Origin of the sequence: Pseudoalteromonas distincta (assembly GCF_000814675.1) — a bacterium.
Taxonomy (GTDB): Bacteria; Pseudomonadota; Gammaproteobacteria; order Enterobacterales; family Alteromonadaceae; genus Pseudoalteromonas; species Pseudoalteromonas distincta.
This window is the reverse complement of record NZ_JWIG01000027.1, coordinates 35,331-47,857: the sequence shown is the minus strand read 5'-3', so window position 1 is coordinate 47,857 and position 12,527 is coordinate 35,331. Positions and strand designations below refer to the sequence as shown.

At 38.2% G+C, this 12,527-nt stretch carries 13 protein-coding genes; 3 read left to right on the top strand and 10 right to left on the bottom strand.

Annotated features, from left to right (window positions below):
- The coding region (locus QT16_RS17475) for an IS4 family transposase (protein WP_238719420.1) at positions 1-652 on the bottom strand (652 nt) is incomplete at its 3' end.
- A 123-nt stretch (positions 653-775) separates the two neighbouring features.
- A complete protein-coding gene (panP, locus tag QT16_RS17470; protein WP_024595231.1) occupies positions 776-2,401 on the bottom strand; it encodes a pyridoxal-dependent aspartate 1-decarboxylase PanP in 1,626 nt (541 codons plus the stop codon).
- A gap of 266 nt (positions 2,402-2,667) precedes the next feature.
- On the opposite strand from panP, the gene QT16_RS17465 reads away from it, so the two are divergent.
- Positions 2,668-4,548, top strand: coding sequence for a bifunctional diguanylate cyclase/phosphodiesterase (locus tag QT16_RS17465; protein ID WP_033020723.1), 1,881 nt, complete (start codon positions 2,668-2,670; stop codon positions 4,546-4,548).
- Between the two features lie 6 nt (positions 4,549-4,554).
- Here QT16_RS17465 and trmB read toward each other — a convergent pair whose 3' ends face one another.
- Genes trmB through mpl form a run of 5 tightly spaced genes read right to left on the bottom strand, consistent with a single transcriptional unit; the run spans position 4,555 to position 8,900 of the window.
- Positions 4,555-5,226 carry a tRNA (guanine(46)-N(7))-methyltransferase TrmB gene (trmB, locus tag QT16_RS17460; RefSeq protein ID WP_039489682.1) on the bottom strand — a complete coding sequence of 224 codons (672 nt, stop codon included), beginning with the start codon at positions 5,224-5,226 and terminating at the stop codon, positions 4,555-4,557.
- On the bottom strand, positions 5,226-5,993 hold the full coding sequence (locus tag QT16_RS17455) for an ABC transporter permease (protein WP_002961025.1): 768 nt from the start codon (positions 5,991-5,993) through the stop codon (positions 5,226-5,228). The genes trmB and QT16_RS17455 overlap by 1 nt, the downstream gene beginning before the upstream one ends.
- A complete protein-coding gene (locus tag QT16_RS17450; protein WP_024595485.1) occupies positions 5,994-6,923 on the bottom strand; it encodes an ABC transporter ATP-binding protein in 930 nt (309 codons plus the stop codon).
- A complete protein-coding gene (locus QT16_RS17445) occupies positions 6,923-7,543 on the bottom strand; it encodes a flavin prenyltransferase UbiX (RefSeq protein WP_039489680.1) in 621 nt (206 codons plus the stop codon). The genes QT16_RS17450 and QT16_RS17445 overlap by 1 nt, the downstream gene beginning before the upstream one ends.
- Before the next feature lies 1 nt (position 7,544).
- On the bottom strand, positions 7,545-8,900 hold the full coding sequence (gene mpl, locus QT16_RS17440) for a UDP-N-acetylmuramate:L-alanyl-gamma-D-glutamyl-meso-diaminopimelate ligase (protein WP_039489678.1): 1,356 nt from the start codon (positions 8,898-8,900) through the stop codon (positions 7,545-7,547).
- Between the two features lie 251 nt (positions 8,901-9,151).
- On the opposite strand from mpl, the gene QT16_RS17435 reads away from it, so the two are divergent.
- Positions 9,152-9,940: a hypothetical protein gene (locus QT16_RS17435; RefSeq protein WP_002961030.1), complete on the top strand. Its 789-nt coding sequence runs from the start codon at positions 9,152-9,154 to the stop codon at positions 9,938-9,940.
- Between the two features lie 88 nt (positions 9,941-10,028).
- Here the strand turns inward: QT16_RS17435 and QT16_RS17430 are convergent, their stop codons facing one another.
- From QT16_RS17430 to folB, 3 genes are read right to left on the bottom strand one after another with little or no spacing between them, the layout of a single operon-like run.
- Positions 10,029-10,829, bottom strand: a complete 801-nt coding sequence (locus tag QT16_RS17430; protein WP_039489676.1) for an undecaprenyl-diphosphate phosphatase — start codon at positions 10,827-10,829, stop codon at positions 10,029-10,031.
- Positions 10,826-11,314 (bottom strand): 2-amino-4-hydroxy-6-hydroxymethyldihydropteridine diphosphokinase, encoded by a 489-nt coding sequence (gene folK, locus QT16_RS17425; RefSeq protein ID WP_039489674.1) that lies wholly within the window; start codon positions 11,312-11,314, stop codon positions 10,826-10,828. The genes QT16_RS17430 and folK overlap by 4 nt, the downstream gene beginning before the upstream one ends.
- A complete protein-coding gene (gene folB / locus QT16_RS17420; protein ID WP_024604056.1) occupies positions 11,315-11,674 on the bottom strand; it encodes a dihydroneopterin aldolase in 360 nt (119 codons plus the stop codon). It lies immediately after the preceding gene.
- Positions 11,675-11,904: 230 nt separating this feature from the next.
- On the opposite strand from folB, the gene plsY reads away from it, so the two are divergent.
- The gene (gene plsY / locus QT16_RS17415) at positions 11,905-12,516 is read left to right on the top strand and encodes a glycerol-3-phosphate 1-O-acyltransferase PlsY (RefSeq protein ID WP_039489672.1); all 612 of its coding nucleotides are present in this window, start codon (positions 11,905-11,907) and stop codon (positions 12,514-12,516) included.
- Positions 12,517-12,527: the final 11 nt, after the last annotated feature.

Here is a 12,527-nt window from a genome sequence, read left to right as displayed (position 1 = left end):
GGTTTAACAGGCCTAAAGAATAATATCCTTTATCAAACATAGTCAGTGAATTATCTGGTGTACGTTCAATTAAACGCTCAGCTAATTTCATCTCGTTGGTTTTATAGTTATCAAACTCGCTACTGAGAAGTTGATGGCTGGTCAATTCCATATGACAGACCATGCGTATTTGAGGAAAGGCTGTATCACCGTATTGGTTGCTACCTGAAGAGAAGGCTTTACGATTATCAGGCGTGTCGGCTGTTCGCCACACAACACCGTCAACAGCTAATAGGTTCAAACCATTCCATGTTTCGAATGACTGTTGCTTATACATTGATTGAGCAGATTTATTGAAAACGTGTTTAACGGAATCATCACCTAACCTTTGTCTCGCCTGTACCATCGCACTTGGAGCAACGAGTTGGTTCTTGCCAGGTAACATGATATCTAGCTTATTAGCGATATTCCAAACTGATTCTTTTCGAAACAATGCCATGCCAATAACTGACCACAAAACGGCTTCAAGCGGTAATCTTCGCTTACGAACGGTTGCAATCCCTGCTTGTTGAAAACCTTGTTCAATGATTTCAGGGTCAAGAATTTCTGATAATTTTTCAAAGGTATGGTATCGGCTGCTTTCTTCAAGTGTTGCTTGCAGTGCTTGTTCTATATTCACAAAAAAATCCGTAGTTAGTTTCCTAACTACGGATTTTGCATGATCGTTTGGATCGGTCAACCGGTCATTTTCTTAACTGATCGGCATTATCCTTATGGACCCTTTTTTGTATTTAGATTACATATACTTTCTCAAGTATTTTTTGAATACCGGATCTGTTGCAGCCAACTCCTTTTGCTCAGCTAATATCTCTTTTAAAATAGCGCCTGAGGTAAGCGGGTTAGCAAGGACCACTCTAAATACAACCGTTGGTTGATTGTCGTATTTAGAAGGCGTTAAGCGTGTACGTGATACAAATGAGCGACCAGACTCGCGTTGACGCTTTTGCATACTGGCAGTAAAACGGTTCAGTGAAGCAAAAATATCTAACCGAGTTGCAGCATCTGCATCGGCTATTGCTTGTTTAATTTGCTTAGGTACATAACGATACGTTAATAAGCACAACTCAGGCTCCGAAATAAGCTCAAAGTCTTCATCAGCCTTAATTAAATCAGCAAAGTAATGTGCTTTTTTGATGCTTCGATCAATCAGCATTTCGTAACCTTTACGACCAATAACACGTAAGCAAGCGTGTACTAACATTGCCATACCAGGTCGGCTGCCTTCAAGCGTGTGGCTACCTAAGTCTTTTGAACCTTTACGTAATATGTACTCAGCGTGATGTTCTATTGCATCTGTGGCAGCGGGATCTTTAAATAAAACCAAACCCGCTCCCATTGGTACATACATTTGTTTATGTGCATCGATGGTAATTGAATCTGCTCGCTCAATCCCTTTTAGTAAAGGACGGTGCGTACTCGATAAAAGGGTCGCTCCCCCCCATGCAGCATCTACATGAAAATGGCAGTTAATGTCTTGTGCTAAGTCGGCCATTTCATCAAGTGGGTCAATATTACCGGTTTCGGTTGTCCCCGCGACCCCAATAATCGCCATTACTTTAATGCCTTGCGCTTCAAGCTCACGTGCTTTTTCGCGCATCGCTCCTACATCGACTTTGTTATTTTCACAGGTTTTAATACCAATTAAGTTATCGCGACCAATGCCGAGTAAATCAACCGATTTACCTAATGAGTAATGCCCGCGTTCTGATATTAATACCGCTAAACCTTTATAACCGTAATGCAGCATACCGGCAATTAAGCCTTGTGCGCCGATACCTCTAAAATCACCATCAGGTTTTAATAAGCGGTTTCGCGCAATCCAAAGCGCAGTAATATTAGCAACCGTACCACCAGAGCAAAATGCACCTAATGAGGTTTTAGCACTGTGCATCCATTTAGAATAAAATGAGTCTTCTTGCCCATAAGCTAAATGATGCATCATCCCAAGCACTTGACGCTCAAGAGGCGTAAACGCTTTAGATGTTTCTATTTTTACTAGATTTTGATTTAGCCCTACCATCAATTTTGACAGCGGTAATAAAAAGTGCGGCAAGGCAGAGGTCATGTGACCAATAAAACTAGGCGCAGCTGTATGCACAGAATGTGCAACAAGCTGCTCCATTATGTCTTGGGCATAAGCAGAGACAAACGTTGGATCTTCTGGGATCACTGCCGATTGAAAATCTTTTTCTATTTCATGTAATGGTTTTTCAATTGCCGCTATATTTTCGTTTAGAAAACCTGCTAAATTACTCGAAATTTCAAGCTCGATTTTGCTTAAAGTTGAGTCTGGCGCTTCAGGTACAGTAAATATACGCTTAAGGCTTTCTTTAGAGGCGACGGCACAACGCTTTTGATCCATCTTAATACCTAGTGTGTGTGTAGCTAAAACACGCGCTTACTCATCAAAAACGCCTACTTATTAGGACATTTGGAGCAATCGTGTTTCTTTAAAAATTGCGCTAACTTTACTGCAATATAACTAAAATGTCTCGTTTAAACCTATAAAAGCAATCAAAGCGATGACAAAAAAATGATAATTTAATTAAAACTCTACCAAACCTAATTATTTATTGGGCATTTACTTATTTTGGGTATAATAAATTTGATAACAAAAAAGGGACACATATGCCAGAAGGAAGAGTCAAAGTTAGTTGGATAGTGGCAGGCTTTAGCTTGTTTTTAATAAGCTTGCTAACCTACGTTTACTACACTTACCAAACCACGCGTGCTGAAATAATGCAGTCGGTTGATAATCGCTTACTTAATGCCGCCACCAGCGTTAAACATATTTTAGGTGACGATTATTTAAGTGCGGTTAATCAAGGCGATAATATAAGTTTTTCTTACTATCAAGATAAAAGTAAACAACTCTCTGAGTTTGCTCAAGCACTTGATATTGCTTATGTCTATTCAATGATTTTAAAAGACGGTAAGGTGCTTTTTAGCTCATCAAGCTACACGCAAGACGATCAGAATAATGGCAAGGTAACTCAATTTTTAGATCTCTACCCTGAAGCTACCGATGCAAATATAAGTGCTTTTTATTCAACAGAGCCAGTATTTGAAATATCGAGCGATCAGTGGGGCCACTTTAAAACAATTTTTATTCCTTACGTTGACCCAATCAACGGCAATACCTATTTAACGGGTGCCGATATAACTATTTATGATTTAAACGAGAAACTTAAAGAAAGCGTATCAAAAGCTGCTGCAATGGCTAGCTTCTTCTTTTTTATCGCGATACTCGTTGCCGCCATATATATTTATTTACTAAAACGGTCTTTAGCAACAGACTCAAGTACTGGTTTTTCAAATCATATTGCACTTGAGTACTTTATTAAAAAAAGTAATGCACATCACATGCAATTAGCCGTTATTTGGGTTAATGAAATAGAAGATATAAACAGTTTTTACGGCACGGAAGTGGGTGACAAGGTAATGAAAAACTTACTTATTCACTTTAAACTTAGAAGCTCTACGCATTGCCATATATACAGACTAGCAACAAATAAAATAGTATTACTCGCGCCTAAGGAAATGAGTAATGACGAATTTACCGACCTCGTAAAAACATATAACTTTAATACACCGGTGTTAACTGACCCTTTTATCTACATAACCCTATGTGCAGGTATTGCCAGTGGTAACAAATCGCTACTACTTGAAAACGCTCATATAGCAGCGCTGCAAGCTAAACAAGGCAGGCATAGTGTAGTTAACTACTCAAAAGCGCTACACGATGTAAAAACGCAATATCAATACAATGTAGAAATGGCTAAAGAAGTGCGAGAAGCGTTTGATAACAATCGTATAGTGCCTTACTTTCAACCCATTATTGACACAAATACCAATAAGGTCGTTCAATACGAATGTTTAGCTCGAATGGTAACAGCGCAAGGGGAAGTATTAAAACCTGATGCATTTTTAAATGTTGTTACCCGCTCAAGAATGGACGGAATACTTACCCGTACTATATTTTCACAATGTGTTAGTCGCTTTAGAAAAACCGATATTTGCTGGAGTTTAAATATAACAGCACAAGATATGCTCGACCCTAATTTAAGTGAGTTTATTGCGGACGAACTTAAGCGCTACCCGCATCCAGGTAATATCACATTAGAGCTTTTAGAAACCCAAGCTATTGCCAACTTCTCTGAAGTAAAAGCATTTATTGGAATGGTTAAAACGAAAGGCGTTAAGGTTATTATTGATGACTTTGGTAGTGGTTATTCAAATATATCAAACGTACTTAAGCTTGAAGTAGATGGTATTAAATTAGATGGCGCACTAATAAAGCAAATAGTGAATGACAAAGATATCTACTTGTTTATAGAACATATAGCCAGTTTTGCCAATCAACTTGGTTTACAATTAATGGCAGAGTCGGTAGAAAATACAACCATAGTAACCGCACTTAAAAAGGCGAATGTGACACTAATGCAAGGCAACTATTTTGCCCACCCAGTGCCACATGTTAATACGGTTACAGAAGAATTAGCACTTTAACTTACTTTAGCAAGGTAAGTTTATAACGAGTCGGTGGCTTTGCTGGCCACTGGCCCAGTATTTACGCTCAAAAGGCGTAATTGCATCGTCTGACTCATAAAGTGTTACATCGCAAGGGTTGCCTGTTAATTCAAGCGCCCGAGCAAACTCCTTAACGTAAATATCCCAATTGCTGCGCACTTCTAATTTTCCACCTAACTTAACGATAAATGGAAAAATAGCTGCGCCATGCCAGCGCCTACGAATATGCTTAGATTTAGGCCACGGGTTTGGATACAACAAATAATGGTGCGTAGGTTGCCAATTGGCGGCTACCGCTAAACGCCAAAAGTCATTTAAATCTGCTTGCACTAAGATGTACTGACCACTGTCGGTTTGCTTATATTCAACATCGTGCTTATCTAATCGGTGCGACGATTTATCAATACCAATTATAAGTGCATCAGGGTGGCGCTTAGCTAAGTTAGCTGAGCTTTCACCCACGCCACAACACGAGTCCAAAATAAGCGGGCCACTAAAGGCTTGTACTTTAGCATTAACCTCGTCAAATGCGGCTTGGGTATGCGCTGCTATTGGCTTTTTAAATTCAGCATCTAAGTGCTTATTTACTATTTCATCAAGCTTTTCGTGAATACCCGCTTGATTAGATACAATACTACGTGAATTTGCATCACTCATTAGTGTCTTAGCCCCACACCTTTTTTAATTAAAGTTAGCGCTAAAGTAAATAACACCGTAATAAACACCAAAATAACACCTAGCGCTACACTTAAATCAACATCCGACACACCTAAAAAGCCATAGCGAAATGCATTTACCATGTAAATAATAGGATTTATTTGCGATACGTTTTGCCAAAATTCTGGCAATAATGTAATTGAATAAAATACACCGCCTAAGTAAGTTAATGGCGTTAGTATAAAGGTGGGAATAATGCTTATATCGTCAAAGCTATTTGCGTAAATTGCATTAATTAAACCACCTAAAGCAAACACAGCAGAGGTTAAAATAACGGTCGCCATAATTACAAAAATATTATGAATTTGAATATCAACAAATAATAACGATACACAGGTAACTATAAAGCCCACCATAATACCGCGCGTCATACCGCCGCCCATATAACCCAGTACAATGATGTAATTAGGCACCGGTGCAACTAAAAGCTCTTCAATGCTTTTTTGAAATTTTGTTGAGTAAAAACTAGAGGCTACGTTGGAATAGGAATTAGTAATAACCGACATCATTATAAGGCCAGGTACAATAAACTCCATATAACTAAAGCCGCCCATATCACCAATACGTGAACCAATTAAGTTACCAAAAATAACAAAATATAAGCTCATCGTAATTGCTGGCGGCACTAATGTTTGTACCCATATACGTAAAAAACGAATACACTCTTTAATCCATAAACTCTTTAAGGCTACGCCATATTTAAACATTTATTCGCCCCGCCCTTGCTCTAATAATCCTACAAATAACTCTTCTAGTCTGTTTGCTTTATTTCGCATACTCAATACTGTATTACCTTGGGTTGTTAATGCGCTAAATACCGCATTTAAGCCCTGTGATTTAGCGACTTCTACTTCAACAGTATGATCGTCCGTCATCGTAAACTTATAACCTTCAAGCGTGACAGGGTTTGCTGGCATTTTTAAATCTAAAATAAAGGTTTCTTTATCAAGTTTTGCAAGCAGTGCTTTAATGGTGGTGTTTTCAACAATTCGACCAGAATCAATAATCGCTATGTTTTTACACAGTAACTCAGCTTCTTCAAGGTAGTGTGTGGTTAAAATAATAGTAACGCCTTGCTCATTTATTTGGCGTAAAAAATCCCACATTGAACGACGAAGTTCTATGTCTACACCCGCTGTTGGCTCATCAAGTATAAGTAATTTTGGCTCGTGCATAAGGGCGCGTGCAATCATTAATCGACGTTTCATTCCGCCTGAAAGCGTACGTGCTTGCTTGTCTTTTTTCTCTAACAAACCTAGCTGCGCTAAATATTTATCAGCACGTTTATGGGCTTCACCACGTGGCACACCATAATAACCGGCTTGGTTAACCAGTATTTGGCTAAGCGTTTCAAACTGGCTAAAGTTAAACTCTTGCGGCACTAAGCCTAAATGCGCTTTTGCAGCTTCTAAATCAGTATCAATATCACAGCCAAATACTTCTACTTTGCCTTTTGTTTTATTAACAAGTGACGAAATAACACCAATAGTAGTTGATTTACCAGCTCCATTTGGACCAAGCAAAGCGAAAAAATCGCCCTCTTCAACTTGTAAATCAACGCCTTTAATAGCCTCAACACCATTTTTATAAACCTTGGTAAGGCCTTCTATATTTAAAGCAATATTTTGCTTATTCATTACTTACCCTCACCATAACCCCAACGTTTTGTTAGGTTATGCTCAATATTTAAATGATCTAAAATTCTCGCCACCATAAAATCAACTAAGTCTTCAATACTTTGTGGCTTATGATAAAAACCAGGTGCGGCTGGCATAATTGTTACCCCTAAACGAGATAACTTAAGCATGTTTTCTAAATGAATTTCGTTAAATGGTGTTTCGCGAGGCACTAAAATGAGCTGTCCGCGCTCTTTAATTACCACATCAGCGGCGCGCTCTAATAAATTATCAGACGCCCCCACTGCAATTGCAGAAACCGACCCGGCACTACATGGGCATACTACCATTTTTTTAGGAGCAGCAGAGCCCGAAGCCACAGGGCTAAACCAGTTATCTTTACCGTATACTTTTAGCTGATCAGGTTTGGCATTAAACAGCGTACTTAACTGCTCTGTGGCTTTATCTTCATTACCAGAGAGCTTAATATTTGATTCTGTATCAAGCACCACGCGTGCTGCACTTGAGATGAGAACGTAGACCTGAAATTGCTGCTCTAGTAATACTTCAAGTAACCTAAGCCCATAAGGCGCACCCGATGCACCACTAAAAGCGAGCGTAATTCTATCTTTAAATTGCACACTATTCTCCGCTGTATTTATCAGCTAAACCATCAACAAGGTGTTGATGAAGGCCATTAAAACCGCCATTGCTCATAATTAAAATGTGTTGATTAGGCTCAATATTTTCAAGCACCGTATCAATAATTGTTTGCGTGCTGCTAAAGCACTGCATGCCTGCTTTATCTGCTTGCTCTTTTAGCGACCAATTTAGATTCTCTGGTTCAAAAAGGAGTACGTTGTCAGCATCACGTAATGAATCTAATAATGTATATTGGTGCACGCCCATTTTCATGGTGTTTGAGCGCGGCTCTAAAATAGCGATAATTTTTTCATCGCCTACTTTTGCGCGCAATCCTGCAAGCGTAGTTTTAATTGCTGTTGGGTGATGCGCAAAGTCGTCATACACTTTAATATTATTTATATCCGCCTTTAGCTCCATACGCCTTTTAGGGCTAATAAATTCTCCTAACGCATCAATACTATGATCAATGGCTATACCCACATGGCGCGCTGCTGCGATAGTCATAATCGCATTTTTAACGTTATGCTCGCCTATTGCTTGCCAACAGACAGTGCCCTGCTTTTCGCCATTAAGTAATACATTAAACTCACTTCCATCGGCTTTTATTAATTCATAGCTCCAATCATCGCCTAGCGTTTCGCTTTCGCTCCAAAGCCCTTGTGCTATTACGTCATTAAGCGCTACGTCTTGCTTTGGCCAAATTACCTTGCCGCTTTGAGGTAATGTACGCATTAAGTGATGAAATTGTTTTTTTATTGCGTTTAAATCTTCAAAAATATCAGCGTGATCGAATTCAAGATTATTTAAGATAAGTGTACGCGGGAGGTAATGCACAAACTTACTGCGCTTATCAAAAAAAGCAGTGTCGTATTCATCGGCTTCAATAACAAAAAAAGGCGTTTCACCCACTTTTGCCGATACACCAAAATTTTGCACTATGCCGCCAATTAAAAACCCTGGTTTTAAACCTGCGTACTCTAACACCCACGCAAGCATACTTGCTGTGGTTGTTTTACCATGCGTACCAGCAACCGCAAGCACCCAAGAATCTTGCAGTAAGTTATGCTTAAGCCACTCAGGGCCTGAAGTATAAGGCAGGCCTTTATCAAGCACATATTCAACACACGGGTTACCACGGCTCATTGCATTACCAATAACGACCATATCTGGTTTTGGCTCTAATTGAGATACGTCGTAGCCTTGAGTTAGTTCAATGCCAAGCTCTTCAAGTTGCGTACTCATTGGTGGGTAAACGTTTTGATCGGAACCCGTTACTTTATGACCCAACGATTTAGCAATGGCTGCAATACCGCCCATAAACGTGCCACAAATACCCAAAATATGTATATGCATATACTTTCCTTAAATCGTATGCTCACTTTACAGCTATGCAAAGTTTAATGGCGCTATAATGCCAAAATTCGTGCTTAGTTACTATGTACGTCTGCACAATTCACTCGTGCCAAAAACACGTTAATTAGTTTTTTAAACGCTAAAAATCAAAAAATAGGCACGTTCACCTACCCTGCATTGCTTTTAATCAATTATTATCAATGTTATAAACCAGCTTGCTATATAACTTTAAAACTTAAAAAGGACTTAATATGAAAAAACTATTCTTTATAGCCTGTATTTTACTTAGTCAAAAAAGCTTTGCTTTGGAATTTGCTAAGTACCCAATAGAACTAAGTTCAGGCGAAGGCGTTAATGTTGTTATTGCCCCAACAACAGATAAAAAACAAGCTTTAGTAAAAGTAACAGGCATAAATCATGATATTGATGGCATTGTATTTTTAACCGATTTAAAGCCCCACGGTAGTAATAAAGCGTACAAATATACTTACGATGGGTCACAAAGAAGTTTAGTAAGTGTTGAAGAAGGCTATCGCTGTTGCTCTTACACCCTTTATATTCCAGACACTCGTGATGGAACTTACTTATCAAAAAAAGAAGAATCAAACCCTGCCATTGTTGAAGATTTAAAAGCGCAATACGATCAACAGTTGAATAAAGGTACTCAAGCTAAACTAGCGAAGTTTAATCGTGAAAAGCATTTAGGGTATCAACAAAAAAATATAGCTGCCGCTAATAACGAAATAGATAAGCAATGTGGATTAAAAATAAATACCAATGTAAATTGGGAAGGCATTGATGATGAAAACTTAAAAAAATATGCCGTGGGTTCATTTTGTGCACAAGTTGCAAACGAAATGGCTTACATGTGCGAAAAAGATCAAAGCTTTAAAAATGACATTGCACAATTTAACGCTATTGAATGTAAATTTACTAATGAGCTAAAGTTACGTAAAAATGGTAATACTCTGATATTTAAAACAGCGCCAAAAGCAGCTAACCAACGTCAGTTTATAGAATCTTATTTGTTAAATTTGTAAGCTGAATTTAAAAATCAAAAAAAGCACCTAAAGGTGCTTTTTTGGCTTTGTGTATAGCAGTTACATTTAATTAGTGGTTAACGACTACTTACATCATTAAAAATACTATTAAACCTATACCGAGCAATAAACGATATATCACAAATGGCAACATGCCCATTCGCTCTATTACTTTTAAAAACATAAATATACATGCATAAGCCGATAAGAACGATAGCACCACACCTAGTAATAATGTATTCCAATCAACCACATGGTCACCCAAAGCAAGCTCTGCAATATAATAAAGCCCCATCATAGAAATAATCGGAATCGCTAGTAAGAACGAAAAACGCGCTGCGCTTTGCTTATTCATTCCAAGCATTAAACCAGCTGTCATCGTGATACCTGAGCGAGAAGTTCCCGGGATCATTGCAACTGCTTGTGCAAAACCAATAATAAGTGCTGTTTTCCAATTAAGCTGATAAATAGTTTTAATTTGCTTACCTTTTGCATCCGCGTACCAAAGCAATAAACCAAACACAATTGTGGTAGTAGCAATTACCCAAGCGCTTCGTAGGTACAACTCTATAAAGTCTTTTAAAAGTAAGCCTAAAATAGCGGCAGGCACAGTGCCTAAAATTATCCACCAACCTAGCTTACTATCATCAGTAGTACCCTGTGTTCCAAAGGATTTAAACCACGCACTGAGTATGTCGACGACCTCTTTGCGAAAATAAATAACAACGGCAATTAAAGTACCAACATGTACTGCCACGTCAAACGCAAGCCCTTGATCTTCCCAGCCTAAAATTTGCGATGGGAGAATTAAATGCGCAGAACTAGATATTGGTAAAAACTCAGTAAATCCCTGTATGAGGGCTAAAATAATTATTTCGATGATACTCATGGGTTAGCAAACTCCACCTTCCATAGCTTTTGTTGAGGGTTGTTATATTCATTCCATAACTGCGCAATCGTTTGCTTAGCTACAGGATGATAAAAATCTGGGGCAACCTCACTCAGAGGTTGTAATACAAATGCATTTTTAGTTATTTCATCACGTGGTAATTGCGCTGGGGAGTCGCAAATTACATCATCATAAAACAGTAAATCTAAATCGAGCGTTCGTGGACTAAATTTTTTATCGTTCGCTGTACGCCCATTATCACGCTCTATTTGTTTTAATAAAGCGCATACATCAGCAAGCGACATATCAGTTGTAGCGCCAACGACTGAATTATAAAAATTATTGCCAGCAAACCCAACTGCTTCACTTTCAAAAACAGACGAGTGTACAATATGTTCAAAGTGCTGCTTAAGTGCAATTAATGCACATTGTATATAATGCGCTTTATTTATATTTGACCCTAGGCTGATATAAATTTGAGCCATTTAGTCAGTTGCCTTAACACGTGTAATTTCAACACCTACAGTTTGCGCTTGTGCTACTGCTGCTGGTTTACTTACTCTTATAGTAACTTGTGGAGTATTAAACTCGCTTAAAATAATATGCGCTAATTGTTCAACTAAAGTTTCTAGCAACTCTACAGGTTTTAAAGTGCAGTGCTCAATAACTCGCTCACTTACTTTTGAGTAATCGAGTGCTAAATTAATATCGTCATTTTCAGCTGCAGGCTTAATATCGCTTAGCATTTCAATATCAAAATAAAGGCTCTGTTTACTTTCTTTTTCAAAGTCGTACACTCCAATAATAGTGTCGACGTGCAATTGAGATATAAAAACCTTATCCATTGATACTCCAAATAACAACAAACTACTAAGCAACTATACTAAGCATCAATAAAATTAATACTGTATATGGTTTAGCCAGTGTTTAAATATGTAAAAATAACTTCTACAATAGCAAAATAACTAAACTAGCTATTAAATAGCCTGTTAATAATTTTTACGATAAATTTTGCTGCCAATAATAGCCTAAAAGCACTATCAATTGGTATAGCAATTAAAAAATAAGGAAGCGCGTGTTAGCCACTATAATGTTTGTTTTAGCTTATTTATTTGGGTCTATTTCGTCGGCTATTTTAGTGTCGCGGTTGTTCAAACTCCCAGACCCTCGTAATAGTGGTTCTAACAACCCAGGAGCTACAAATGTTTATAGATTAGGCGGAGCATTTCCGGCTTGCTTGGTTCTAGTGTTTGATATTTTAAAAGGCACTATTCCGGTATGGGGGGCTTATTTTTTAGAAGTTGAACCTTTAGAGCTTGGTTTAGTCGCAGTAGCTGCTTGTTTAGGCCATATGTACCCACTGTTTTTTAGCTTCAAAGGCGGTAAAGCCGTAGCAACGGCATTTGGCTCATTATTACCTATTGGCTTATCATTGGCTGGTTTACTTGTGTGTACTTGGTTAGTTATAGTGGCAATAACACGCTATTCATCACTGGCAGCGCTTGTAGCTGTATCTTTAGCGCCCTTGTATACATGGCTAATAAAGCCACTTTATACTCTTCCCGTTACTTTTATCACGCTGTTAATTATATTTCGTCACCGTACTAATATTATTCGATTATTTAGCGGGGAAGAACCAAAAGTGGGTGCTAAAAAAGCACCCACCGATGAAAACAAAAATATCTAAAATATGAGTCA